At 62.5% G+C, this 25,224-nt stretch carries 22 protein-coding genes, 2 tRNA genes and 1 riboswitch; of the genes, 13 read left to right on the top strand and 11 right to left on the bottom strand.

Translation table 11 applies throughout. The annotated features are described in order from the left end of the window. Positions 1–2,223 carry a DUF2254 domain-containing protein gene (locus tag FFI94_RS16735; protein WP_138868832.1) on the bottom strand — a complete coding sequence of 741 codons (2,223 nt, stop codon included), beginning with the start codon at positions 2,221–2,223 and terminating at the stop codon, positions 1–3. A 101-nt stretch (positions 2,224–2,324) separates the two neighbouring features. Between FFI94_RS16735 and FFI94_RS16730 the strand changes: the two genes are divergently transcribed. The 11 genes from FFI94_RS16730 (at position 2,325) to gcvP (ending at position 12,329) form a co-directional block, all read left to right on the top strand. After that, positions 2,325–2,939 (top strand): CoA pyrophosphatase, encoded by a 615-nt coding sequence (locus FFI94_RS16730; protein ID WP_138868831.1) that lies wholly within the window; start codon positions 2,325–2,327, stop codon positions 2,937–2,939. Between the two features lie 214 nt (positions 2,940–3,153). Next, positions 3,154–3,687, top strand: a complete 534-nt coding sequence (locus FFI94_RS16725) for a CDP-alcohol phosphatidyltransferase family protein (protein WP_397495568.1) — start codon at positions 3,154–3,156, stop codon at positions 3,685–3,687. Then, complete coding sequence (locus FFI94_RS16720) at positions 3,684–4,550, top strand: DUF881 domain-containing protein (RefSeq protein ID WP_138868830.1); 867 nt, start codon at positions 3,684–3,686, stop codon at positions 4,548–4,550. Before FFI94_RS16725 ends, FFI94_RS16720 begins: the two co-directional genes overlap by 4 nt. 14 nt (positions 4,551–4,564) lie before the next feature. Beyond that, positions 4,565–4,915: a small basic family protein gene (locus FFI94_RS16715; RefSeq protein WP_138868829.1), complete on the top strand. Its 351-nt coding sequence runs from the start codon at positions 4,565–4,567 to the stop codon at positions 4,913–4,915. Positions 4,916–4,918: 3 nt separating this feature from the next. After that, a complete protein-coding gene (locus FFI94_RS16710) occupies positions 4,919–5,674 on the top strand; it encodes a DUF881 domain-containing protein (protein WP_138868828.1) in 756 nt (251 codons plus the stop codon). A gap of 46 nt (positions 5,675–5,720) precedes the next feature. Beyond that, positions 5,721–6,125, top strand: coding sequence for a glycine cleavage system protein GcvH (gene gcvH / locus FFI94_RS16705; RefSeq protein ID WP_092807693.1), 405 nt, complete (start codon positions 5,721–5,723; stop codon positions 6,123–6,125). Positions 6,126–6,324: 199 nt separating this feature from the next. Beyond that, the gene (gene garA, locus FFI94_RS16700) at positions 6,325–6,816 is read left to right on the top strand and encodes a glycogen accumulation regulator GarA (protein ID WP_033231912.1); all 492 of its coding nucleotides are present in this window, start codon (positions 6,325–6,327) and stop codon (positions 6,814–6,816) included. Continuing rightward, positions 6,816–7,553 carry a MerR family transcriptional regulator gene (locus FFI94_RS16695; RefSeq protein ID WP_033231913.1) on the top strand — a complete coding sequence of 246 codons (738 nt, stop codon included), beginning with the start codon at positions 6,816–6,818 and terminating at the stop codon, positions 7,551–7,553. The genes garA and FFI94_RS16695 overlap by 1 nt, the downstream gene beginning before the upstream one ends. Positions 7,554–7,642: 89 nt before the next feature. Beyond that, complete coding sequence (locus tag FFI94_RS16690; protein WP_138868827.1) at positions 7,643–8,116, top strand: bifunctional nuclease family protein; 474 nt, start codon at positions 7,643–7,645, stop codon at positions 8,114–8,116. Between the two features lie 381 nt (positions 8,117–8,497). After that, positions 8,498–9,076: a MerR family transcriptional regulator gene (locus FFI94_RS16685; RefSeq protein ID WP_313905575.1), complete on the top strand. Its 579-nt coding sequence runs from the start codon at positions 8,498–8,500 to the stop codon at positions 9,074–9,076. A gap of 213 nt (positions 9,077–9,289) precedes the next feature. Then, positions 9,290–9,418: riboswitch (glycine riboswitch) on the top strand. Between the two features lie 52 nt (positions 9,419–9,470). Further along, entirely contained in the window at positions 9,471–12,329 is a 2,859-nt protein-coding gene (gene gcvP / locus FFI94_RS16675; protein ID WP_138868825.1) for an aminomethyl-transferring glycine dehydrogenase, read from the top strand. A gap of 25 nt (positions 12,330–12,354) precedes the next feature. Here gcvP and FFI94_RS16670 read toward each other — a convergent pair whose 3' ends face one another. The 9 genes from FFI94_RS16670 to FFI94_RS16630 all read right to left on the bottom strand — a co-directional run bounded on the left by FFI94_RS16670 (position 12,355) and on the right by FFI94_RS16630 (position 21,977). Next, on the bottom strand, positions 12,355–13,497 hold the full coding sequence (locus tag FFI94_RS16670; RefSeq protein ID WP_138868824.1) for a metallophosphoesterase: 1,143 nt from the start codon (positions 13,495–13,497) through the stop codon (positions 12,355–12,357). After that, positions 13,497–15,158, bottom strand: a complete 1,662-nt coding sequence (locus tag FFI94_RS16665; RefSeq protein WP_138868823.1) for a substrate-binding domain-containing protein — start codon at positions 15,156–15,158, stop codon at positions 13,497–13,499. Before FFI94_RS16665 ends, FFI94_RS16670 begins: the two co-directional genes overlap by 1 nt. A gap of 140 nt (positions 15,159–15,298) precedes the next feature. Then, positions 15,299–17,482, bottom strand: a complete 2,184-nt coding sequence (locus FFI94_RS16660; protein ID WP_138868822.1) for a malate synthase G — start codon at positions 17,480–17,482, stop codon at positions 15,299–15,301. 106 nt (positions 17,483–17,588) lie between these two features. Beyond that, a complete protein-coding gene (locus tag FFI94_RS16655) occupies positions 17,589–18,857 on the bottom strand; it encodes a trans-acting enoyl reductase family protein (RefSeq protein ID WP_138868821.1) in 1,269 nt (422 codons plus the stop codon). Between the two features lie 44 nt (positions 18,858–18,901). Beyond that, complete coding sequence (locus FFI94_RS16650) at positions 18,902–19,315, bottom strand: universal stress protein (RefSeq protein WP_033232182.1); 414 nt, start codon at positions 19,313–19,315, stop codon at positions 18,902–18,904. Between the two features lie 141 nt (positions 19,316–19,456). Beyond that, complete coding sequence (locus FFI94_RS16645) at positions 19,457–20,899, bottom strand: SDR family oxidoreductase (RefSeq protein ID WP_138873228.1); 1,443 nt, start codon at positions 20,897–20,899, stop codon at positions 19,457–19,459. Between the two features lie 181 nt (positions 20,900–21,080). Continuing rightward, positions 21,081–21,166 (bottom strand) — tRNA-Leu (locus FFI94_RS16640). A 97-nt stretch (positions 21,167–21,263) separates the two neighbouring features. Continuing rightward, a complete protein-coding gene (locus FFI94_RS16635; RefSeq protein WP_138868820.1) occupies positions 21,264–21,785 on the bottom strand; it encodes a hypothetical protein in 522 nt (173 codons plus the stop codon). Positions 21,786–21,891: 106 nt separating this feature from the next. Further along, positions 21,892–21,977: transfer RNA gene (locus FFI94_RS16630), tRNA-Leu, on the bottom strand. A 117-nt stretch (positions 21,978–22,094) separates the two neighbouring features. On the opposite strand from FFI94_RS16630, the gene FFI94_RS16625 reads away from it, so the two are divergent. Together FFI94_RS16625 and FFI94_RS16620 are read left to right on the top strand one after the other, a co-directional pair. Next, entirely contained in the window at positions 22,095–23,447 is a 1,353-nt protein-coding gene (locus FFI94_RS16625) for a M20/M25/M40 family metallo-hydrolase (protein ID WP_138868819.1), read from the top strand. Positions 23,448–23,522: 75 nt separating this feature from the next. Continuing rightward, positions 23,523–24,059, top strand: a complete 537-nt coding sequence (locus FFI94_RS16620) for a YbhB/YbcL family Raf kinase inhibitor-like protein (protein WP_138868818.1) — start codon at positions 23,523–23,525, stop codon at positions 24,057–24,059. 52 nt (positions 24,060–24,111) lie between these two features. Here FFI94_RS16620 and FFI94_RS16615 read toward each other — a convergent pair whose 3' ends face one another. Then, positions 24,112–25,182 (bottom strand): quinone-dependent dihydroorotate dehydrogenase, encoded by a 1,071-nt coding sequence (locus FFI94_RS16615; protein ID WP_138868817.1) that lies wholly within the window; start codon positions 25,180–25,182, stop codon positions 24,112–24,114. Positions 25,183–25,224 lie beyond the last annotated feature (42 nt).

Raw genomic sequence — 25,224 nt, 5'->3', positions numbered from 1 at the left:
CTACTTCGCCGCCGGTCGTCCGACGATCAGCGGATGGACGCGTCCGCTAGCCCCCGCTTCAGATCCGAGGCCCTGGGGATCGGCGACACCGGCCAGGCGGATGTCCAGTTCGCCGGTCCATTCGCGGGTCAGTTGAGTGTTCATGGCGTCGAGGCGTTCGAGGAGTGGGGCATGTTGATCCGCCGGGCACGCTGTCAGCAAGGTGGTGAGCACGGCGCGCAGTCGGCGCTGCACCTGAGCAGAATTGGTACTGAAGTGCCGAATTTCGTCGGTGGCGATGGACACGTAGTCAGTCCAGGTTCTTTCCTGCCCGCGGATCCGGGTCAGCGTGGACGTCGCGGAGTCGGCATGTACTCGCGGTGCCAGCAGAACGAGCAGATCTTCGATGTGGTCGAGAGCCTGGACCGCGCGGCCCGGATCGTTGATGGCCGGCGACAGTGCTTTGAGCGCTATATCGACGATGGATTGAATTGCCGCCGCAGGACCGACGACGGGACCGTGAGTGTCACCGAAGATCAGGCACGACATCAGAGAATCCGGGCGAATCGCCATCGACGTGCCACGCACTTCGAACAGCGGCGCGTTCTGGGCTACAAATTCTCCGATGCCTGGCACCACTTCGACGCTGACGCCCCACTTGGACGCCAATCGCTCCAACCGCGGCAGGTTGATCGCCAGAAGTATGCGCCCGTTGGGGGAGAGGTGTCGCAGTCGAACAACCAGGAGGTCCGCTGAATCGTCGACGGCCGGTGCGCGATCAGTGACAGGTGCTGCGGCGACGGAGGGTGCGTCCTGAGCCGATTCGTCGTAGTGCGGGTACGAGCGAACGATTGCGCTTCGTCCCTCGGCCGCGATCCACCGAAGAAGTCGACTCGAATTGAGAATCGAGCCGACCCGGGACACCAGGGCGATGAACAGAATTGCGCTGATGATCGCGAGGAACAACGCCGTGTACGTGGATATCTGGGGAGCTGAATGCTGGGTATTGAGAGCAAGATCCAGGGCAACGATGATCGAGTACACAAATGTCGCGAGAAACATCCCGATGGACCATCGCATAACTCGCTGCTGAGCCAGCATGGGAACCACCCGTACCGATATCTGCGAAGCACCGAATTGCATGGCAAGTGTGATCGCGGTGAACACAAGGCCGGTGAGGGTGATCATTCCGCCGGCGATAACACTCAGCAAAGTTGCCGTAGCCCCCGGATCCACGGCGTATTCCAGCGAATCGGAACCGAAGCCGTCGAATACGGAACTGTCGACGTCGATAAGCGTGTCGGCCAAGAAGAACGCAGCGACGACCAGCAGAACGGGTAGCCGCCACACAGGGACGGTGCGAAGTCGTCTGCGGGTACGACGCCATCGCAGTGCGTCGGATATCCGCCACTTCGGAGTCGTGGGCGACGGCTCGGGCGTCGACGCTGTGGCCGGTTCAGCTGCCGGCCGGGGGATGGCTTCCGGTACCCCGAAACTTCCCGAGACGCTTTCCTGGAATCGAATCTTGGCTTTGATCAGTGGTTCTCTGACACGTTGCTCGCGAGCGACCGCGCGAGAGAGCTTCACCGGCTTGTAGCGGTACCGGGACCTGGCCCACGGCGCACCAGGTCGGCTCAGACGGATTGCGCCGACGATCAGGAGCGGCGGGAAGAACAGTCCGATCAGACCGGTCCATAACTTGCCTTTGAGAAGTGTGATCATCGCGAGCGCCAATTGAAGTATCAGCGCGACGATTATCGCGATGAGAGTCGCGATACTGCGATCTTGTTCGTACGGATCGAACTCGCCGGCAAACCCGATCGGATGGACGCCGAACAAGAAAAGAAAGGAAATGGCGATCGCCACGAATACCGCATCTATCGACGACCGACCCTCCTCGGCCCAATAGACATCACGCAAATGCAGGACCAAAGCGTATTCGTCGAGTACCAGCGCGCTACCGATTCCGAACACAGACGCGAGTACACAATTGGCGACGGGAGTGTGGAAATCCGCCAACGCGATGAAGGCAAACCCGGAGACGAGCATCATCATCAGCCCGAACACCATGTGATGGATATGCATACCACCGGGGGTGACATTGCCCGGCCACCACGACACTTCCGCGCGAATCATGCGCACACTGAATCTGATGAACAAGAAGGTAAGCAGAAACGCGACCAGCAGGAAGAACAACGGCAGCCGTCCGGTATCGACGACTGTGTGCTCGAACCATGCTTTCACTACGTCAGCATGACAGGGTTTTCCGCCGGTAATCTCGCAAAACGCTCAAACGGAAACTGGCCTGTGTCTGAATCTCGAGGGGACCGCGCTACTGTCGAGCAATGGTGAACGTGGATTTACTGGATCGGGCCCATGTCGAATCAGCTTTTTCGACCTTCGAACCACGATCCGTTGACTTGGGCGGACGCAGGCTGGCTTCGGTGGTCTTTGCCCTGATGCGAGATGCCGACGGCACGTCGGTGTTCCCGCTGACGAAGCGGCCGAGCAAGATGCGCGCACACCCCGGCCAATTCGCTCTGCCCGGCGGGAGCGTCGACGCCGGTGAGACGCCGGAGGAAGGTGCGGTGCGGGAGCTCTCCGAAGAACTGGGGCTGACCGCAGCGACGTCCGACATCATCGGCCGCCTCGACGATTACGTCACACGCTCTGGCTTCGTGATCCGCCCGTTTGTGGTGTGGTCGGGCGCCGATATCGACAAATTGGTCCCCAACCCGGACGAAGTTGCGTCGTTGTATGCGGTCACGTCCGCCGAACTCGACGTCGACCCGCGTTTCGTGTCGATCGAGGAGTCGCCGAATCCGGTGGTGCAGTGGCCGTTTCGCACCAGCCTCGTGCATGCTCCGACAGGGGCGGTCGTCTACCAGTTGCGGGAAGTCCTGCGTGGACGGCACACCCGGATCGACAACCTCGAACAACCCGTTTTCGCCTGGCGGTAGCGCCACCCACACTTCGCGCGAGCAGCCTTGGGCTCGCGCGAGGGGTGACCATGAGCAAAATGTCGCAAGTGCTGTGGAAAGCTGGCACCACGGCATCGCGACCGCGGCCAGTTCGATGCGGAGTGCGGAACAATACGAGGTGTGTGCAGTGACATCAGGTGAACAGGAACTTGTCGTGACGGATCGAGTTCTGACAGTTCCCAACATTCTCAGCATGGCGCGTCTGCTGCTGCTCCCGGTGTTTGCGTACCTGCTGCTGGTGACGCATGCGGACGGGTGGGCGCTGGCACTGCTGATGCTCACCGGATTCACGGACTGGCTCGACGGCAAGTTGGCACGGATCCTTGATCAGAGTTCGAAGTTGGGGGCTCTGCTCGATCCGCTGGTCGATCGCTTGTACGTCGTGACGACGCTCGTGACGTTCGTGGCTCGCGACTTCATTCCCTGGTGGGTCGCGGCGATCCTGATCGGCCGGGATCTGATCCTCGCACTCACTCTTCCGATCTACCGCAGGCGCGGCCTCCCGCCGCCCGAAGTCATCTATCTCGGTAAAGCCGCTACATTCCTGCTCATGTTTGCGTTGCCGCTGGTATTGGCGGGTTACGGAGATTGGGCGATCGCAGGATTCACCCACGCGTTCGGTTTTGCCTTCCTGATCTGGGGAACAGTCCTGTACGTGTGGACTGCCGTGATCTACGTCCTCAAAGCGGCTCGGATCGCGCGGACCTACGAGGTTGTACCTCGATGAAAAGGACGGGGGAGGACGTGCGCCGCAACCCGGTGCCGTCACTGCTCCGGTCGCTGATGACCGAACACCTCGATCCAGGATACGAGGCGGCAGCACTCGAGCGAGAACACGATCACAGCAAGAACACGGCGCCGCGCACCGGCCCATGGCTGGCTCTGGGCGGGCTCCTTCTCGGGTTTGTCCTGACCGTCTCAGCGGTCGCGGCAGCCGGGCAGGTGTCAGGCACCGAAGACCTCCGCGCCGATCTTGTTGCGAAGGTGAGGGCGACGGAAGATCAGATCGACGACCTGGACGCGACCCGCCGCTCCCTCGCCGCGGCAGTCGACGCCGCCCGCGCTACTGCTTTGGCCGGCGACACCGAAGGCAACGAGATTCTCGGGCAACTGCGCCGCATCGAAAGTGAAGCGGGCGCCGAAGCCGTGCACGGAGAAGGCATCACCGTCACCCTCACCGACCCGGCCGGACGCCCCAATCTTTCCGACGCATCTCAACGCAGCGTCGGTGGAAAAAGCGTCGTTCTCGACCGGGACATTCAGAGTGTGGTCAACGCACTGTGGGCAGGCGGCGCCGAGGCTGTTGCCGTTGGCGGCGTCCGCATCGGCCCGACGGTAACGATCCGTCAGGCCGGTGGTGCGATGCTGGTCGACAATCAGCCCGTCTTCTCGCCGTACGTTGTCGAGGCAATCGGTGACAGTCGCGCAATGCAGCGAGAATTCGTCGTCAGCGATGCCTACTTGCGGATGTCCAGCATCGCGCAGTTGTACGGCGTCGGTTTTGCTGTGGCCGAGGATAATTCGATGAACCTTCCGCCTGCCGCGACGCGTCCGGTGCGCGTTGCGACCGAACCGATAGGACCGAAATAGATGGAGCGAGTTCGATGAAGGCCGGTTCCGCGCTGTACGGACTCGCCGCATTGGTGGTCGGGATCGTGCTGGGTGTTGTCTTCAGCCCACAGGTGCCCGACGCGTTCGCGCCGTACCTCCCGATCGCCGTTGTCGCTGCCCTCGACGCAGTGTTCGGTGGCCTGCGGGCGTACCTGGACGAGATCTTCGACGCCAAGGTATTTGTCGTCTCCTTCGTCTTCAACGTTCTTGTTGCCGCGCTGATCGTCTGGCTCGGTGATCAGCTCGGAGTTGGCACCCAACTCTCGACGGCCATCGTGGTGGTGCTGGGGATTCGAATCTTCGGCAACGCTGCGGCACTGCGCCGCCGGCTGTTCGGAGCGTGAGGCATGGCTGAAGCAGCGTCCAGGAAACACGACGAGGGCCGTCACGAGTTGCGGCCCGCGGACAAGCATCGCACCAACGTGGTGTTCGCGATTCTTGCGACGGTCCTGCTCGGTGTTCTTGGCGTGGCGATCGCAACTCAGGTGCGCAGTACCGTTGCGGGGGACTCGCTCGATTCTGCTCGTCCCGCCGATCTGCTTGTCGTTCTCGACAACCTGAACCGACGCGAAGCGGCGCTGCGGCAGGAAGTCTCGGAGCTCGAGGATTCCTTGGCGAAATTGCGCCGCAGCGGAAGCACCGACGCGGCGCTCAGTGAAGCGCAGGCCAGATTGAATGCCCTCTCCATCCAGGTGGGGACGGCGCCGGCGACTGGCCCTGGCGTCACCATGACGTTGACCGATCCGACCGGCGGCGTCGGGCCCGAGGTCGTTCTCGATCTGATCCAGGAATTACGTGCCGCCGGAGCCGAAGCGATTCAGATTGCCGGAGCCACAGGCGAACCGATCCGGATCGGCGTGAATTCGTGGGTCGGCGGCCGCAGTGGCGACATCGAAGTGGACGGAACGAAGATCGCAGCGCCGTACACTGTGAGCGCGATCGGCGATCCGCCGACTTTGGCAGCGGCATTGAACATTCCGGGCGGAGTGTTCGACAACGTTTCACGGGGCGGAGGAAGTTCTACCGTCGAGCAATCACAGCAGGTCACGATCTCCGCCTTGCGACAATTGAATCCGCGCCAATACGCTCAACCCGGAAATTGAATTTTTGCGTCCGGAACTTTCGGGCGGCATGTGAAAGGAAGCCACTGTGAGTGAGCTCGATACACCTACCGATCTGCGTTACACCGCGGAACACGAGTGGGTGAAGCGAACCGGCCCGACATCTGTTCGAGTCGGCATTACCGACTTCGCTCAGTCACAGCTCGGAGATGTGGTGTTCGTTCAGCTCCCCGCCGCGGGAGAAGACGTCACCGCAGGCGAGTCGCTCGGTGAGGTCGAATCGACCAAGAGCGTGTCAGACATCTTTGCACCGTTCACCGCGAAAGTTATTGCGGCCAACGGCGAATTGGATGGCGCTCCCGAACTCGTGAACACCGATCCGTACAACAACGGTTGGCTCGTCGATCTCGAGGTTGCCGACGAAGCCACTTTGGACAGTGCGATTTCGGAGACTTTGGACGCTGCGGGATACACCGCCCTGACGTCCAGCTAGGGCTTGAGCGCCGACCTGCCCAGTCGCGGCCAGTCTCGCTGCACACAAGGGTGTGCGCAGGGTACGGTCGTGGGGTACGCATGTGCCAAGTCGGGGTGCAGGTCGTATCTGTAAGTGACTGTGAAAGATGCTCGAGATAAAAGTGCACTGCGTAGTCCAGTGATTTCTGATCTGGACGATTGATCGAGGAGGAGAAACAGTGAGCGAGAACGGTAACGACGCGGGCTACGGGGAGACGCCGGCGGAGACCACATCGGTATTCCGTGCGGATTTCCTCAACGAGCTCGATAACTCCTCAGCAGCACCGGCCGCCGAGCAGCCGGTGTCAGGTGTCGAAGGTCTACCGGCCGGCGCCGCTCTGCTCGTCGTCAAACGAGGACCCAACGCGGGATCGCGTTTCTTGCTGGATCAGCCGACCACGTCGGCGGGTCGCCACCCGGATAGTGACATCTTCCTCGACGACGTGACGGTCAGCCGCCGCCACGCTGAGTTCCGTCAGGAAGAAGCCGAATTCCACGTCGTCGACGTCGGAAGTCTCAACGGCACCTACGTCAACCGTGAGCCTGTCGATTCGGCAGTGCTCGCCAATGGCGACGAGGTGCAGATCGGTAAGTTCCGTCTGGTTTTCCTCACCGGCCCGCGTTCCGGCGGTTCGCAGGTGGGCGAGGCGTCAGCAGGTGCTGGTAGCTAATGACGGCATTGCGGCAGCAGAGCCAGCCGGGGATGTCTATCGGCTCCGTGCTGGATCGGTTGCGTCCAGATTTTCCCGACGTGACGATTTCGAAGATTCGTTTCCTCGAGTCCGAGGGCTTGATAAGCCCCCAACGGACGCCGTCGGGATACCGCAGGTTCTCCATCGAGGACTGCGAGCGTCTTCGCTACGTACTGACCGCTCAACGTGATCAGTACCTGCCGCTGAAAGTCATCAAGGAACAACTCGAGGCGATCGACAGTGGTGCCGCGACGGTTAGCGCAGACAACTCTGCGCCGCGTCGTCCGCGCGTCCTGTCGATCGCTCCGGGGGAAGTATCACCCGAGGTTTTCCGGGTGGATCGTGAAGTCCGGGTGGGTCGGGCAGATCTACTCGCTCGCGCGGACATCGACGATCGATTCCTGACCGACCTGATTCGCACGGGTCTGATCGTGCCGGGCGCTGCCGGATTCTTCGACGAAGACGCGGTGACGTTGGCTCGGACAGCCAAGGCGATGGCGGAATACGGTCTGGAAGTTCGACATCTGCGTGCGTTCAAGTTGGCTGCCGATCGTGAAGCCGGGTTGGTTACCCAGATCGCCGGACCGGTCGCCAAGGGACGTGACGCGGGTGCCCGCGATCGAGCCGAGGAAATGGTTCGAGAACTGGCAGCATTGTCGCTGACATTGCACACATGCCTGGTCAAATCAGCAGTCCGCGGAAGTCTTGATCGCTGAGTTCTCGATCATCTCGTTCCACGCGAATAGAATCTCAGTACGGTCGTGAATGCGGCCACCAGGGTTATTTCAGGTTGGAGGCAAGCTCGATGGGCGAAATGCGTGTGATCGGAGTTCGTGTCGAGCAGCCCCAGAATCAGCCGGTTTTGTTGCTCCGCGAGTCGGACGGTGATCGGTACCTACCGATCTGGATCGGGCAGACGGAAGCCACGGCGATCGTTCTGGAGCAACAGGGAGTCGAGCCGGCGAGGCCGCTCACACACGACCTGATCAAAATACTGATCGAATCCTTCGGCCGTAGCCTGCAGGAAGTCCGCATTGTGGATCTGCAAGAAGGCACGTTCTACGCCGACCTGGTTTTCGACGAGCAAACTACGGTCTCGGCTCGTCCGTCGGATTCCATTGCGTTGGCGCTTCGGATCGGGGTGCCGATCTTTGCCTCGGAATCAGTCCTTGCCGAGGCCGGATTGATCATTCCCGACGAGCGTGAGGACGAGGTGGAGAAGTTCAAGGAATTCCTCGACACAATTTCTCCGGACGATTTCAAGGCAACTGACGGTTAGCCCGGTTGTCTCTGCATTTGACTTTAGGCTTCAACTCTCAAGTAGAGGTTTAGTCTCTTTCGGCGTGTTGCGTTGACCAAAATCGCGCCGGGGTCTTACCGTTGCGAGCGGTGAAGATCGTTGAGCCTTGAAATAGAGTCTGGTCCAGATGCTCTGTCGGGGCGTACTCTAGGTAAGTCCACTCGTGGAATTACGTGCCTCGGATTCACTGCTTCGAAATGTTTGGTGGTTCGAGATCGGCTGACGCGGGTATCCGTTTCTGTTCGGGTATCAGACTCTGCCGCATAGCACAGCGTGATTACACGATGGCGTATCGAGAAGGAGACGGCAGTGGAAGAACAGTCGAACGTAGGCAAGGCGGAGAATTCCGGCGTCGCTGAACTGACTGCAGATCCGGCTGCCCGACCCACGTCGGAAGAGTTGCAACCCGGATTGTTCCCGGACGACTCCATTCCCGATGATCTTGTCGGCTACCGCGTGCCCATCGCCTGCCAGATCGCCGGAATCACCTACCGTCAGCTCGACTACTGGGCACGTACCGCCCTGGTCGTACCGTCCATCCGCGGTGCAGCCGGCTCCGGCAGTCAGCGTTTGTACTCCTTCAAGGACATTCTGGTTCTCAAGATCGTCAAGCGCTTGCTCGACACCGGGATCTCGCTGCAGAACATCCGGGTGGCCGTCGATCATCTGCGTCACCGCGGCGTTCGCGATCTTGCCAACATCACACTGTTCTCCGACGGAACCACCGTCTACGAGTGCACGTCACCCGAAGAGGTCGTAGACCTGCTCCAGGGCGGTCAGGGAGTATTCGGCATCGCCGTCAGCGGCGCGATGCGTGAACTCACCGGAACCATCGCCGACTTCCCGGCCGAACGTGCCGACGGCGGCGAAAGCGATCCGAATCCCGAAGACGAATTGGCGTCGCGCCGCAAGAATCGTGTGAGCCGCAAGACCGGATAGTGTTTGCGTCGTCACACCCGCTCGGTCGATGTGGTGGCGACGGAAGGCCGGCCGGTCAACTAGACTGGGCCACGCGTCGCCGGCGTACGGGAGAGCCTCGGGTAGTGCTTCACACACCAGTCTTCGATTTGCGGACTTTTTGTGAGCGTTATCAGGGCGCCGAAGGAGCAATACCTCCCCGTCAATCTCTCAGGCACCAAGGACCGTACGGGCTCCGACGCCTCTGGAAAGCGGTGGGATAACCCACCCGCCGACGGGGAAAGGCTGTGGTTCCCAAACGTGGCGGATCACTACCGAATCTCTCAGGCGCTCGTGTGTCGAGCAGGCGACAGAGGGGGAGGAACACACCGCAGTCGGTGTGTGTCCTGATCCTCCGATCTGCCTGGGAGTTGTCGTGATCGACGCTGCAAGCCGTAATTTTGCCGACCGCCATGTCGGTCCGAACGCCGCGGAACTCGCGCGCATCCTCGAACTCATCGGGGTCGACTCCCTCGACGATCTCGCCACCAAAGCCGTTCCGTCGGTCATTCTCGACGCTGCACCCGGCGGAATCGCTGCGGGCCTCGACGCCTTGCCGTTGCCGGTCGGCGAGCATGAGGCGCTCGCGGAACTGACCGCACTCGCTGCCCAGAACACCGTCGCGACGTCGATGATCGGCCTCGGCTACTTCGACACTCTGACGCCGCCGGTGTTGTTGCGCAACATCATCGAGAATCCCGCCTGGTACACCGCGTACACCCCGTACCAGCCGGAGATCAGCCAGGGCCGCCTCGAAGCCCTCCTCAACTTCCAGACAATGGTCGCCGACCTCTCCGGCATGGAACTGGCCAACTCGTCGATGCTCGACGAGGCCACCGCTGCCGCCGAAGCGATGACGCTTCTGCGCCGCGCGAACCGCAGCAAGTCCCCGCGCTTCGTTGTCGACGCGGACTTGTACCCGCAGACCCTCGCCGTCATCGAGACTCGTGCTGAGCCGCTCGGCATCGAGATCGTTTCGGCAGACCTTACTGCCGGCCTGCCCGAAGGCGACTTCTTCGGCGTCATCGCCCAGATCCCCGGGGCGTCAGGACGCGTCGTCGACTACACCTCGATCATCGCGGAAGCCCATGAACGCGGCGCACTGGTTGCCGTCGGCGCCGACCTCCTTGCGATGACGCTCATCACCTCGCCGGGTGAACTCGGTGCGGACGCGTGCTTCGGCACCACCCAGCGTTTCGGTGTTCCAATGGGGTACGGCGGACCGCACGCCGGTTACCTGGCCGTGCACTCCAAGCATGCGCGTCAGCTGCCCGGGCGCTTGGTCGGTGTATCGATCGACGCCGACGGAGACAAGGCATACCGCCTCGCGCTGCAGACGCGTGAGCAGCACATTCGCCGCGAGAAGGCGACGTCCAACATCTGTACCGCTCAGGTGCTCCTCGCTATTCTGGCTGCGATGTACGCGAGCTACCACGGCGCCGAGGGACTCAAGGCGATTGCGTTGCGCGTCGCTGCCCGTGCACACGCATTGGCCAACGGCCTGCGTGAGGGCGGCGTGACCGTTGTCCACGATTCGTTCTTCGACACCGTGCTGGCTCAGGTTCCGGGCAAGGCGGCCGAGGTTGTCGCTGCGGCCAAGGAATCCGGGATCAACCTGCGTCTGGTCGACGCCGATCATGTCGGCATCTCCTGCGACGAGGCCACCACCGCCGATCACGTCCTGGCAGTGCTCGACGCGTTCGGCATCGACGACGCTGTTGTCGCCATCGAAGCAGAGGGCAACTCGGTCCCCGCTTCTCAGGAGCGCACGTCCGACTACCTGCAGCACGAAGCGTTCACCCGTTACCGTACGGAAACGGCAATGCTTCGCTACCTGCGTGCGCTGTCCGACAAGGACATTGCGCTCGACCGCAGCATGATCCCGCTCGGTTCGTGCACCATGAAACTCAACGCGACCGCCGAGATGGAATCCATCACGTGGCCCGCGTTCAACGCAATCCACCCGTTCGCTCCGACGTCGGACGCACCCGGTCTGCTGAAGATCATCAAGGACCTCGAGGACTGGCTGGTCGCGGTCACCGGCTACGACAACGTGAGCCTGCAGCCCAACGCCGGTAGCCAGGGCGAGTACGCGGGCCTGCTCGCAATCCGCAACTACCACCTCAGCCGGGGCGACGATCACCGCGACACCTGCCTCATCCCGTCGAGCGCTCACGGCACCAACGCGGCTTCGGCCGTCATGGCCGGCATGCGCGTCGAGGTGGTGGCGTGCCGTCCCAACGGTGACGTCGACGTCGACGACCTGCGTGCGAAGATTGCCGATCACGCTGAGCGTCTCGCCGCGATCATGATCACCTACCCCTCCACGCACGGTGTCTACGAGCATGAGATCTCCGACATCTGCGCAGCAGTGCACGATGCCGGCGGCCAGGTCTACGTCGACGGCGCCAATCTCAATGCGCTTGTCGGCCTTGCCCGTCCGGGCCGATTCGGCGGCGACGTCAGCCACCTGAACCTGCACAAGACCTTCTGCATCCCGCACGGCGGCGGCGGACCCGGCGTCGGACCGATCGGTGTGCGCTCGCACCTCGCACCGTTCATGCCCGGACACCCGATGGCCCCCGAACTCGGCGGTAAAGGCACGATCTCCGCAGCCCCGTACGGCAGCGCGTCCATCCTGCCCATCACCTGGACGTACATCCGGATGATGGGAGCTCAGGGCCTGCGCCGCGCCAGCCTGACAGCCATCGCGTCGGCCAACTACATCGCGCGTCGACTCGACGAGTACTTCCCGGTTCTCTACACCGGCGAAAACGGCATGGTCGCGCACGAGTGCATCCTCGACCTGCGCGGTCTGACCAAGGACACCGGCGTCACCGTCGACGACGTTGCCAAGCGTCTCGCCGATTACGGTTTCCATGCTCCGACCATGAGCTTCCCCGTCGTCGGCACATTGATGGTCGAGCCCACCGAAAGTGAAAACCTCGAAGAGATCGACGAGTTCTGCGACGCGATGATCGCCATTCGTGGCGAGATCGATCGCGTCGGATCCGGCGAGTGGACAGTGGAGGACAACCCGCTTCGTGGTGCTCCCCACACCGCCGGCAGCATCGCGGCGCAGTGGGATCACCCGTATTCACGTGAGATCGCGGTGTTCCCGCGCGGCAAGGCTCGACCCAAGGTGTGGCCGTCCGTGCGTCGTATCGACGGCGCACACGGCGACCGCAACCTGATCTGCTCGTGCCCGCCGATCGAAGCGTTCGCAGGCAGCTAGTCTGCTCAGCCGCTGGAGATCATCACTACTCGCGCACGAGTTCGAGAACGGTGATCTCCGGCGGTGCGCCGACGCGTACCGGCGGACCCCACGCTCCGGCGCCGCGCGTCGTGTACAGCACGGTGTTGCCGACCTTGTCCAGACCTTGCACCGAAGGCTGCTGCAGCGGAACGAGATAGCGCAGCGGCCACATCTGGCCGCCGTGCGTATGCCCGGACAGTTGCAGATCGATACCCAACTCCGACGCTTCGAGCGCTTGGCGAGGTTCGTGCGCGAGCAGCAACGCAAACGTGTTCGGATCGCGGCCCTCGAGTGCGGCAGTCAGATTCGGCTCGTACGGGGCCGGCGACGTGTAGTCGTGGATTCCGACGATGTCGATCGTGTCGCCCTCGTGCGTGATCGACGTTCGGCTGTTGCGAAGCGTCGTGATCCCCAAGGTTTCCCACACGTCGAGCCACTTGCCACCGTCGTCTGCATAGAACTCGTGGTTGCCGCTGACTCCGAAGATTCCGTCGCGCGACTGAAGATCGGCGAGCGGAGCAAGATCGGGAGCAACTTTCGCGACGGTGCCGTCCACGAGGTCCCCGCCGATCGCAATCAGATCGACGTTCTGCGCATTTACGATCTCGACCACCTTGCGGGTGAAGTCGACCCCGCGGGCCGGACCTACGTGCAGATCGGTGATCAAGGCGATCCGGTATCCGTCGAAACCCTCGGGCAGGCGTGCCAGCGGGACCCGAATCCGGGAGACCTTCGGGTTCGACGCCTCGTAGACGCCGTACCCGGCGGTGCCCAGCGCCGCGAGTGTGACCGCGGCGGTAGCGAACTGCAAGGTGCGACGCTTCGCCGGATCCATCTCCGGTTCTTCCCGGCGTTTACGCACCAGGCGATTGACGCCGGCGCACGCTCCGATGATCAGCAATCCCGGAATCAGATACAGCCACGACGCCAACCAGACCCACCCGAGAAACCCGACCGGGCGCGCCCACGACGTGGGGAAGACCTCGCCGCTACCCATACCGATGAGCGTGAGAACTGCCAACAGCACCAACGCAGTGTCGGCGATGCGAGCCCAACGCGTCGGCATGCCGGTTGCGCGGACCAGCCTGCGGTGCAGAAACCACGTGAGAAGCGCAAGAACTACGGCAAATACTGCGATACGTGCCATCAGGACAACAGGTCCGCGACTGCGGCCGACATTGCGGCGGAGTCATTCGGGTTTACGCGAATCAATGTTCCACCAGTTCTGTCGGAGACGTCTTGAAGTGTGGAGGCATCACCACTGGCGCCGACAACCAGGACGTCGACCCGAACCGGGCGGGCCGGATCAGTCGCTGACGCAATGGCGCTGAGGAGTTCGGCGCGTGTCATCGTCGACTCGTCGGTGGCAGCCGAGGTGACAAGCAACACGGAGTTGGTTCGATCGGCGTCGTATCCGCTTGTCGCTTCCTTGTACGCTTCCGCCAACGCGGGGTACTTGGTCGTCTTGCCGTCGATACGAAGGTTGTTCAGAGAAGCAGTGAGCTTGGCTCGTTGATCGGCATCGAGGGGAGCGCCGGGAACGACCACGCGCTCGGATGCCGTTGCACTAGTACCAGGGAAGGCGTGGAGTCCGACATCGGATGCGTCTGGACTGCGGACCAACTGAGATCCCAGCGCCGCACTGACCGCGGCCATGTCGGCGGTCATCGACGTCGAGGTGTCCAACAGGATGGTTGTGCTGCGAACGGAAACAGGGTTGGCGATAACAGCGTTCAGAGCAGCGGCCGTCTCCGCCGATGCGGGTGTCAACGTGGAGGTGATCTGGGTGGGTTCGAGCGCGCCAAGATCCGGGACGCTCTTGCCTTCGACACGGAATCCGGCGTCGACAAAGATCTGTGACTGCTCCGCAGTGCGCATGAATTCGGAAAACTGTGCGGCGGCGCGTGAGGCAGTTTCGTCGATGCCACCGCCCGCGACGATCACGGCTGGATAATCCGCGAGCGGGGTTGCGCCGCTGGGGGAGAATGCCGTCATGTCTGCGTTCGCGGACTGGGCGATCGACTGTTCGATGGCCGGGACCGCTGTGACGGTGTCGGGTGCTCCACTCGTGAGGGCGGCTAGCGCGTCGGCGGTAGTAGCGGGCGGCGTCGGGAGGGATTGGAACTGTGATGCCAGTGCGCTCAGCGCCGACGTGACTTGGCTGGACTTGGCCTGCTCGACCGTGACGGGTCCGGTACCGGCGCCGGCCGCGGCCGCGGCAATCGCCTGCGTTGCCATGATCGTCTGCGGGCTGCCGACGGGAAGCGCCAGTGTTGTGTCGCCGAGGGACTGCCATCCCGCATTCGCGGACTCCAGCGCTGTTGCCGTCTCCGGCGCGAGCGCCAGGACAATCGGCGAGTTCGCGAGTGATCGTGGCTCTCCGTTAATCACGCCTTTACCGGACAGCGGTGCGAGTTCGAAGGTACTGGTCGGAATCCAAAGATTTGGGCGCGGACCGAGTGCAGCGGAATCCCACTCGGTACCCGCTTCCAGTGCATTTGTTATTAATCGCGATGCCACTGCATTGACTGCAGCGGTGATGCAATGATCCCGGATCACTGGTGAAGTCTCAGTGAATCGCTTGGCCAACTGCTCGACCTGCGGTGCAATCGACGGGTCAACCGTGATGTCGAGCGTCCGGTTGCCTTCGACGCACGTCCCCGCCGCTTGCTGACCTTGGTCGTCGATGCGATTGCCCAGGGCCTTCCACCCGAAGAAACCGGCCACGATCAGGACTACTGCCACGACAACAAGGATCGGCCCCTTACTGATACCTCTGGCGCCTGACCCGCCGCGATGTTCGCCCACGTACGCTGCCCTACCTTGTTCACTCGACGATCTCTGCCGAGAGCCAGTCTAGTGACGAATCTTCGGGGCCTACGCGAACAGCCTCGACACCGCAGTGGTGCCGAGGCTGTTCGGTTCAGCTTCGCGTTCAGTGAGGTGAATCAGGCGTTGGCGGCCTTGTACTCGCGGCGGCGGCGATGCAGGATCGGCTCCGTGTATCCGCTGGGCTGCTTCGCGCCTTCGAGGATGAGTTCCTTGGCAGCCTGGAAGGCGATGTTGGAATCGAAGTCAGGTGCCATGTTGCGGTATTCGGCGTCGCCGTCGTTCTGACGGTCGACCACCGGTGCCATGCGCTCGAGAGCGTTCACGACGTCGGTTTCGCTGACGATGCCGTGGCGCAGCCAGTTGGCGAGCAGCTGGCTCGAGATACGCAGCGTTGCGCGGTCCTCCATGAGTGCGACGTCGTGGATGTCGGGAACCTTGGAGCAGCCGACACCCGCGTCGATCCAGCGGACGACGTAGCCGAGGATGGACTGGCAGTTGTTGTCGAGTTCTTCCTTCTTCTCCGCGTCCGTCCAGTCGGTGCTGGGAGCGAGCGGGATGGTCAGGATGTCGTCGACGCTGGCGCGCGGCTTACCCTTCAGTCCGTCCTGAACGGCGAACACGTCGACGCGGTGGTAGTGCGTCGCGTGCAGCGTTGCACCGGTCGGCGAAGGCACCCACGCGGTGTTGGCGCCGGCCTTGGGGTGGCCGATCTTCTGCTCGAGCATGTCCGCCATCAGCTCGGTCATTGCCCACATGCCCTTGCCGATCTGAGCCTTGCCCTGCAGACCGCAGGCCAGCCCGGTGTCGACGTTCCAGTCCTCGTAGGCGCCGATCCACTTCTGCTTCTTCATCTCGGCCTTGCGCACCATCGCGCCGGCTTCCATAGAGGTGTGGATCTCGTCGCCGGTGCGGTCGAGGAAACCGGTGTTGATGAACACGACACGGTCGACGGCTTCCTTGATGCAGGCAGCGAGGTTGACCGTCGTGCGACGCTCTTCGTCCATGATGCCGACCTTGAGCGTGTTCTCGGGCAGGCCGAGGACCTGCTCGACGCGGCCGAACAGTTCGGTGGTGAAGGCAACTTCCTCGGGACCGTGCTGCTTGGGCTTGACGATGTAGATCGAGCCGGTGCGGCTGTTGTCGAGCGGGCCGTTGGCGTCACTGATCGAGAGACCGTGGACCGCGCAGGCACTGGTGATCAAGGCGTCGAGGATGCCCTCGGGAACCTCGTTGCCGTCGGCGTCGAGGATCGCGGGGTTGGTCATGAGGTGGCCGACGTTGCGGACGAACAGCAGTGAGCGACCGTGCAGGGCCAGTTCGGTGCCGTCGACGGCGGTGTACTTGCGGTCGCCGTTGAGGGTGCGGGTGAAGGACTTGGCGCCCTTCTTGATCTCCTCGGACAGATCGCCACGGTTGAGGCCCAACCAGTTGCGGTAGCCGACAACCTTGTCGTCGGCGTCGACAGCGGCGACCGAATCCTCGAAGTCCATGATGGTGGTGACCGCGGATTCGAGAACGACGTCCTTGACGCCGGCGGCGTCGGTGCTGCCGATCGGCGACGACGCGTCGATCTGGATTTCGGCGTGCAGTCCGTTGTTACGCAGCAGGATGCTGGTAGGTGCGTCCTTCTCGCCGAGGTAGCCGACGAACTTTTCCGGCTGGGCGAGCGTGGTGACGCTGCCGTCCGCCAACGTGATCTTCAGTTCGCTGTCGTCAATCACGTACTTCGTCGAATCGGCGTGTGATCCCGACGCGAGAGGTGCTGCCGCGTCGAGGAATTCACGAGCCCACGCGATGACCAGATCGCCGCGGACCTTGTTGTAGCCCGAACCCTTCTCGGCGCCGTTGTCCTCGGAGATGGCGTTGGTGCCGTAGAGCGCGTCGTACAACGAACCCCAACGCGCGTTGGAGGCGTTGAGGGCGAAGCGGGCGTTGAGGATGGGGACGACCAGCTGCGGGCCGGCGGTGGAGGTGATCTCGGTGTCGACGTTGGTGGTCGTCACGGAGAACTCGGCGGGCGTGGGCAGGAGGTATCCGATTTCCTGCAGGAACGCCTTGTACGCTGCGGCGTCGATGGGGGCGCCGGAGTGGTCGCGGTGCCACTGATCGATCTGCGCCTGCAGATCGTCACGCTTGGCGAGCAGGGCGCGGTTCTTCGGCGCAAGCTCGGTGATGACCTTGTCGGCGCCGGCCCAGAAGGTCTCGGCGTCTACACCGGTGCCCGGCAGAGCCTCCTCGACCACGAAGTCGTAGAGAACCTTGGCAACCTGCAGACTGCCGACCTGAACGCGCTCAGTCATGAATAGCCTCACTTTTCCGAAATCGGAGCACCACGACGGGTGCCATGAACCACAATCAATGTTACTAGTGAGTATCTCGCAGGTGGACAGAGCCTCGATGGATACATCACAACCGGCCTGCGGAGATCTCGAAACCACTGCGACGCAGACGTTCGACCAGGACATCTCCCAAGGCTGTGGCCGGGGTGAGGACGCCCGCAGCGTTGGGTAAGGCTGCGTTATCGGGCAATTCTGCGTTGCTGACAGCAAGACTCAGCGCTGATTCGCCGAGCATCACTGCGGTAGCACTATATCCCGGATCGCCTTTGGCCTTCACCCGCGAGGTGTACCGCGCGCCGGTCGTGGTCGTCGTGAATACGTCGAGCGTGAAATGGCCCTTGCTCTGGGTTTCCTCACTCGGGCCGTCACCGGGTGCCGGCAGGACCTTGTCCAGCAGGAAACGCGTCGGCGGAAGTGCCAGGCCCACGATCAAAGCGCCCAGTCCCACGGCAACACCGCCGGCGATCACGGGTGAGACCACCGACGAACCGACGTTCATCACTTCGGTGTACTTGAACTTTCGCCCGTAGGCCCAGTCGCGAAGGGCATTGCTCCGACGGACGACGCGGGTGTTGTACGACGCCATGAAGAACGGTGCCTTCCACCCGTGCAGTGACGGATCGATTTTTCGGCCGTCGACGACCGTGGCGTCACTCTGCTTGCCCAGATCGGGTTCACTGGTGCGGTCGGGGCTCAGCGAGTACGACGAGGCCGCGAGTTTCCGCAGCCGTGCATCGTGTTTCGACGCGTCGATCTGCGTGCGGACCGAATCGATGGTCCCGCCGCTGACACCGCCGCGCAATGACGTGACCACCAGGGTCGTGTCCGTCAATTCTCCGGCACCGTCCGCCTCGATCAGCTTGTGCAGGACATGCACCCCGAGATCGGAAGGGATGGAATCGAACCCACAGGAATGAACGATGCGGGCGCCCGTCGACACCGCAAGCTCGTGATTGGCGTCGATACTCTCGCGGTGGAAGAGAACCTCACCGGTGAGGTCGACGTAATGAGTTCCCGCTGCGGCGCATTCGTGAACCAACTGATGGCCGTACTTTGCGTACGGGCCGACCGTCGTGGCCACAACTCGTGTTCGTTCGGCAAGTGCCTTCAAGGCAGTCGAATCATCCGCGTCGGCGACTACGAGGGGAAGTTCGGCGGCGGCCGCTCCCAATCCGGCCCGCACGGCCGTCAACTTCTCGAGGGAACGCCCGCCGAGTCCGATCTTCGTTCCGGCGGGTGCATGCCGAACGAGGTATTCGGCAAGGAGTTTGCCGACGAAGCCGGTAGCTCCGTAGACGATGATGTCGAGTTCGCGGTCACTCAAGGGTCCGGTCATGTAGTCAGCCTACAAACGCGGTTCCCTCTTGGGTGTGAGTGAGCTCACTCCGCAGGCAACGGTTCCTTCACGACCAGGATCGGGACCTCGACTTCGAGCAGTAGTCGCTGTAGCGGGCGCTCGAGGAGAAACTTGCCGATGGGTGACATACGACGCGTTCCCACGATCAACAGATCGGCTTCGACGGCATCGACCAACTCCACCAAAGCGGTCACCGGATCGCCGTCATGTTCGGTGGTGCGCAGTTCCCAGGGCGTCTGCGCGAATCCGCCGGCGTCGAGTGCCGACTGGATCTCGCCGCGCAAGGCCGCGCTGTCTTCGTCGGTATCCGGGACGTTGACGTCGTCGAGTACGTGCAGCACGACAAGTTGCTCGCGCCGATTCACCGATTCGCGTGCTCCGTGGACAATTGCCGCCCGGCCCTCCGGGCTGTCCTTGTGTACGACGGCAATCGTCATGGTTCCTCCGAGGCAGTGAGCAGTGTCGAGGTCCATTATCGCGTGCATTGCCGAGCACTACCGCAAATGCGGCACTCGACACGGCCGCTAGGGGGTGTCGAGATCACCACATCGAGAGGGGGAGGTGTGTGGGGTCACCACTCACCAGGGTGAGGGCTTGTAGTCCTTGAGGAAGCAACCGTGGATGTCGACGCCCAGCTCGCCCTGAACGATGGGGTCGTAGACGCGAGCGGCACCGTCGACCAGGTCGAGCGGAGCGTGAAATCCTTCGTCGGCGAGGCGCATCTTGGTGAAGTGGGGACGCTCGTCGGTGATCCACCCGGTGTCGACGGCAGTCATGAGGATGCCGTCCTCGAGCATTTCCTTGGAACTGGTGCGAGTCAGCATGTTCAGTGCTGCTTTGGCCATGTTGGTGTGCGGGTGACCAGGACCCTTGTACGCGCGGCTGAACTGGCCTTCCATTGCGGAGACGTTCACGACGTACTTTCGACGCGCTGCCGCTGCTGCCATCGACGGGCGCAGGCGTGAGACGAGAATGAACGGGGCAACCGAATTGCAGAGTTGCACTTCGAGAAGCTCGATCGGATCAACTTCCTCGACGGTCTGCACCCAACTGTTGGTGTGGGCGAGGTCGGGGAGGAGCCCGCCGGCATCGATGGCAATGCCCTGCTCGATGCGGTCAGGTGACGCGGATTTTGCGACCAGCGCGAGCGAGCTGACGGCGTCGGCGGAGAGATTTCCGGAGGTGATGGCTGCGACGTCGGATAGTGACCCGGCCAGTGCTGCGGGGTGCGCGTCGCTGGTCTTGCCGAAGGTGACGACATCGGGGAGCTCGCCCGCCGGCAGTGCGCCGGATTCGGCGTCGACCAAAGCGCCGTACGCGCCGGGGGAGCGGCGGACCGTCTGCGCGGCGTTGTTGATCAGGATGTCGAGGGGGCCTTGTGCCGCAACGGAATCAGCCAGGGCAACTACCTGAGCGGGGTCGCGGAGGTCGATGCCGACGATGCGGAGACGATGAATCCAGTCGGCGCTGTCTTCCATCGCCTTGAAGCGCCGGATCGCGTCGTTGGGGAATCTCGTGGTGATCGTCAGGTGGGCACCGTCGCGCAGGAGGCGCAGAGCGATGTACATACCGATCTTGGCGCGGCCTCCGGTGAGGAGTGCGCGGCGTCCGGTCAGGTCCGTGCTGGCGTCACGCTTGGCGCGAGAGGTTGCGGCGCAGTCCGGGCACAACTGGTGATAGAACGCGTCGACCTGGGTGTAGCGCTGCTTGCAGATGTAGCAGGGACGCGCCTTGATGAGGGTGCCGGCAATTGCCCCGGCGGTATTCGACTTGATGGGGATGCCGGCGGTTTCGTCGTCGATTCGATCCGGTGATCCCGTGGCCGTTGCGGCGACGACAGTGCGGTCGGCTTCGTTGACCGCTGCACGCGAGGCGAGGCGGCGCTTCTTCTTGAGACGTTTGAACAGATGGCCGACGGCACGCTGCATGATGATCGAGTCGGGATGCTCGTCGTCGAGTTCGGCTGCTTCGCGCAGAACCTTCAAGCAGATTTCGAGTTCTGCGGGGTCGAGTCCGGCCAGTTCTGCTCCCGCAGATTCTGAATCCGTTACGTCGAACTGCCGTGTGTCTGTATCCACGTGAACTTCTGTTCCATCTCGATCGCCGCTCGCGCGGTCTGTTCCCGGTGCGGGAACTTGGCCCTTTACGAGAAAAGCTCCGGTTCAATGAACCGGAGCTTTTCCTGTCTGTCTCAACACAGAGTGTCCGAGGGGGGACTTGAACCCCCACGTCCGTTAATAGGACACTAGCACCTCAAGCTAGCGCGTCTGCCATTCCGCCACTCGGACTCGGCCCCGATTTCTCGGTGCTGGGAAAGAGTATCCGATGCTGTCCCGCTCTCCCAAATCGCGTGGACAGTGTGCACGTTTGTCCTGTTCAGGCGGGTCAGTTGCCGCTGCCGAACGGTCCTGGATTTGAATTGACCGGGTAGGCCGCGACCGCCATGATCACCGAACCGTCGCAGGGGCCGCCATCGATCTCTGTGCGCCACGATCCGACCAGAGTGCCGTCCGGCTGGGGGGTGTAATAGGCCACGGAATGAGCCGGCGCCCACACTTTGGGTACACCCTCACCTTGATAGCAGTCCCATTCCCAGTCGTACGGATGAACCCAACTGGTGCCGTCCCAGGTGTATTGCGCAGGCTGAGGCAAAGTCGGATTTGCCGGCGCGGGCCCGGCGATCACGGTGGCGACACAGGGTCCGCCGGAACAATCGGTTTCGAACGTGTAGACATCGGAGAAATCCGGTTCCCACTGACTTGCCGCGAGGCTGGTACCGGTTTTCGAGGCTGCGAACCGTTTGACCGAGTAATCGCCGTCCCAGGTTTGCGTAGCGGCTCCGGCAGGCAATGTCGCGGTCATCATCGACGTGCCGATCAAGGCTGCGACCAGCAATGATTTTCGCATAGACGAAGTCAAGCACAGGGGATGTCCGAATTTCTGGCGTTCGGTACATAGTGAACAAAAAATGACCCCAGCTTGATCAGCTGGAGTCATTGGTTGTTTATTCGAGTGTCCGAGGGGGGACTTGAACCCCCACGTCCGTTAATAGGACACTAGCACCTCAAGCTAGCGCGTCTGCCATTCCGCCACTCGGACTCGGCCCCGATTTCTCGGTGCTGGGAAAGAGTATCCGATTCGGTGAGGTTGCCCAAATCGCCAGGTCGGACCATGTCCATGCCGCCGCGACAAGTGTTTCGGTGGTAGGAAAGTGACATGTCCTTATCGCCGAAAGATTCAGGCCCTTCTCGCGCCGAAAACGAAGTTGTCGACCTTGTCAGCTCTCTGATCCGGTTCGACACGTCCAATACGGGTGAACTCGAAACGACCAAGGGTGAACGGGCGTGCGCGGAGTGGGTCGCCGCCCAACTACAGGAAGTGGGTTACGAGACCGAATACGTCGAATCCGGTGCGCCGGGCCGTGGCAACGTGTTTGCCCGGTTGAAGGGTGCAGAGTCCGGCCGTGGCGCCTTGATGTTGCACGGTCACCTGGACGTCGTCCCGGCCGAGCCTGCCGACTGGAGTGTTCACCCTTTCTCCGGCACCGTTCAGGACGGATACATCTGGGGGCGCGGCGCCGTCGACATGAAGGACATGGTCGGGATGATCCTGGCTCTGGCACGGCAGTTCAAGGCAGAGGGAACAGTGCCGCCGCGCGATCTCGTGTTCGCGTTTGTCGCCGATGAAGAGGCGGGCGGTAAGTACGGCTGCCAGTGGCTCGTGGAGCATCGCCCGGATCTGTTCGAAGGCGTCACCGAAGCAGTCGGCGAGGTGGGCGGGTTCTCGCTGACCGTTCCCCGTCCGGATGGAACCGACCGTCGTCTGTATGTCGTGGAGACGGCAGAAAAGGGACTCGGCTGGATGCGGCTGACGGCAAAAGGCCGCGCCGGACACGGGTCCTTCCTGCACGACGACAATGCTGTCGCCATACTGGCCGGCGCCGTTGCGCGTCTGAGCGCCCACGAGTTCCCGATCATTCTTTCCGATTCCGTTGCGGAATTCCTTACCGCGGTCAGCGAGGAGACCGGACTCGACTTCGATCCGACGTCACCGGACATCGACGGGACCCTCGCGAAACTGGGCAGCATCGCCAAGATCATCGGAGCAACGTTCCGGGACACGGCCAATCCGACGATGCTCAAGGCCGGCTACAAGGCAAACGTCATTCCTCAGACTGCCGAGGCTGTCTTCGACTGCCGTGTGCTTCCGGGCCGGCAAGCCGAGTTCGAGCGCACCGTCGACGCCCTCATCGGACCCGACGTCACCCGCGAGTGGATCACCAAACTCGACTCGTACGAGACCACGTTCGACGGTCATCTGGTCGACGCGATGAACGACGCAATCCTGGCGCACGATCCCGGTGCGCGCACCGTGCCGTACATGCTCTCCGCAGGCACCGACGCAAAAGCCTTCGCGAAGCTCGGGATTCGGTGCTTCGGCTTTGCGCCGCTGCAGTTGCCGCCGGAACTCGATTTCACCGCGCTGTTCCATGGCGTCGACGAGCGCGTGCCGGTGGACGCACTACTGTTCGGAACACGTGTTCTGGAACATTTTCTGCTCAATTCCTGAACGCGTACACAGTCACCGAGTACGAGAAACAGCGATTACCAAAAACAGCGATTACTAAAAACAGAGAGGTTTCGCATGGCTTACGATCCGTACGAACCACTGCCGAAGCTCCCGAGCTTCGAGCTGACCAGTGAAGACATCACTGCCGGAGAGCCGCTGAAACTTGCGCAAGCGAGTGGCGCTTTCGGCGTTCCCGGTGGGCAGGACATATCGCCGCAGTTGTCGTGGTCGGGTTTCCCCGCCGAGACGAAGAGCTTTGTGGTCACCGTGTTCGATCCGGATGCTCCGACGGCGTCGGGATTCTGGCACTGGGCCGTGGCGAATATCCCGGCTTCGGTCACCGAACTGCCCGCAGGCATCGGAAGTGCGGACAGCACTGACCTTCCGGAGGGAACCGTGACGCTGCGCCACGACGGCGGGGGCTTCGGTTACATCGGCGCCGGCCCGCCTCCCGGACACGGTCCGCATCGGTACATCGTTGCGGTGCACGCACTCGACGTGGACAAGCTCGACGGAGTCACGGCTGATTCTTCGCCGGCGTTTCTCGGCTTCAACGTGTTCGCGCACGCAATTGCGCGCGCAACGCTGACCGGTACGTTCGAGGTCGAGTAATGCACTGTGCGCCTTTGTTAACCGCCCGCGGTTAACAAAGGCGCACAGCAGTTCAGCGGGGGTTCTCCGCCCCGACGGCCTGACTGATCGACGAGAAGCCCGCCGCGCGAACACGCTTCGCGATTCCCTTGTGGATACTGCGCGCCCAGAAGGGTCCGCCGTAGATGAAGCCGGTGTAGCCCTGCACCAAGGTTGCGCCCGCGAGAATCCGTTCCCACGCCTGATCAGCTGTTTCGATACCGCCGACAGAGATGATGGTGAGCTTGTCGCCCACCCGCGCATACAGCCGCCGCAGTACCTCGAGTGAGCGGTCCGCGACGGGAGCGCCCGAGAGTCCGCCGGCGCCGATCGCAGCTACCTCGGCATCGGGGGTTTTCAGACCGTCACGGCGAATGGTGGTGTTCGTGGCCACGATGCCGGCCAACCCGAGTTCGACAGCGAGATCGGCGACTGCGTCGACGTCCTCGTCGGACAGATCAGGGGCAATCTTCACCAGCACCGGAATATGGACGGTATCGAGCACGGCCTGCAAGAGCGGGCGCAGCGACTCGACGGCTTGCAGGTCACGTAGGCCAGGGGTGTTCGGTGAGCTGACGTTGACGACCATGAAATCGGCGAGCGGTCCGAGCAATTGGGCGCTCGCGGTGTAATCGGCGGGTGCGTCCGCGGCGTCGACGATCTTGGTCTTTCCGATGTTCGCGCCGATCGGTACGATGACTCGGCGCTGACGGAGGAAGTTCGCGGCATGCCCGGCGCCGTGATTGTTGAATCCCATGCGGTTGATCAGTGCACGGTCCGCAGGCAGTCGGAAAAGTCGTGGCTGCGGATTACCGGGCTGAGCCTGCGCGGTGACTGTTCCGATTTCCGCGAAGCCGAAACCGAGCGGACCCCACGCGTCGACGCCGGTGGCGTCCTTGTCGAAGCCCGCCGCCAAACCGAGTGGGGCAGGAAATGTCAGTCCGAATGCCTGACTGCGCAGTACCGGATCGTCGAGAACGAGAACCTTCGCCACGAGCCACCTGATCGGTGCAAACCGGGTCACCAGTTTCATCGCGGTGAAGGCCAGGTGGTGGATGCGCTCCGGGGGAAGCCGGAACATCAGGCTCAAGAGCAGTTGGTACACGATTCTCCTGCTTGTCTGGTGAGATCTTCGATGAAACGGGCG

This window comes from Rhodococcus sp. KBS0724 (assembly GCF_005938745.2).
GTDB lineage: Bacteria > Actinomycetota > Actinomycetes > Mycobacteriales > Mycobacteriaceae > Rhodococcus_F.
This window is presented reverse-complemented; position numbering and strand designations above follow the sequence as displayed.

What these genes read in the sequence shown, in the direction of transcription:
- FFI94_RS16730 (WP_138868831.1), top strand. Translation starts at nt 2,325, where the DNA reads ATGGTGAACGTGGATTTACTGGATCGGGCCCATGTCGAATCAGCTTTT.
- FFI94_RS16725 (WP_397495568.1), top strand. Translation starts at nt 3,154, where the DNA reads ATGGCGCGTCTGCTGCTGCTCCCGGTGTTTGCGTACCTGCTGCTGGTG.
- FFI94_RS16720 (WP_138868830.1), top strand. Translation starts at nt 3,684, where the DNA reads ATGAAAAGGACGGGGGAGGACGTGCGCCGCAACCCGGTGCCGTCACTG.
- FFI94_RS16715 (WP_138868829.1), top strand. Translation starts at nt 4,565, where the DNA reads ATGAAGGCCGGTTCCGCGCTGTACGGACTCGCCGCATTGGTGGTCGGG.
- FFI94_RS16710 (WP_138868828.1), top strand. Translation starts at nt 4,919, where the DNA reads ATGGCTGAAGCAGCGTCCAGGAAACACGACGAGGGCCGTCACGAGTTG.
- FFI94_RS16695 (WP_033231913.1), top strand. Translation starts at nt 6,816, where the DNA reads ATGACGGCATTGCGGCAGCAGAGCCAGCCGGGGATGTCTATCGGCTCC.
- FFI94_RS16690 (WP_138868827.1), top strand. Translation starts at nt 7,643, where the DNA reads ATGGGCGAAATGCGTGTGATCGGAGTTCGTGTCGAGCAGCCCCAGAAT.
- FFI94_RS16670 (WP_138868824.1), bottom strand. Translation starts at nt 13,497, where the DNA reads ATGGCACGTATCGCAGTATTTGCCGTAGTTCTTGCGCTTCTCACGTGG.
- FFI94_RS16660 (WP_138868822.1), bottom strand. Translation starts at nt 17,482, where the DNA reads ATGACTGAGCGCGTTCAGGTCGGCAGTCTGCAGGTTGCCAAGGTTCTC.
- FFI94_RS16655 (WP_138868821.1), bottom strand. Translation starts at nt 18,857, where the DNA reads ATGACCGGACCCTTGAGTGACCGCGAACTCGACATCATCGTCTACGGA.
- FFI94_RS16650 (WP_033232182.1), bottom strand. Translation starts at nt 19,315, where the DNA reads ATGACGATTGCCGTCGTACACAAGGACAGCCCGGAGGGCCGGGCGGCA.
- FFI94_RS16635 (WP_138868820.1), bottom strand. Translation starts at nt 21,785, where the DNA reads ATGCGAAAATCATTGCTGGTCGCAGCCTTGATCGGCACGTCGATGATG.
- FFI94_RS16625 (WP_138868819.1), top strand. Translation starts at nt 22,095, where the DNA reads ATGTCCTTATCGCCGAAAGATTCAGGCCCTTCTCGCGCCGAAAACGAA.
- FFI94_RS16620 (WP_138868818.1), top strand. Translation starts at nt 23,523, where the DNA reads ATGGCTTACGATCCGTACGAACCACTGCCGAAGCTCCCGAGCTTCGAG.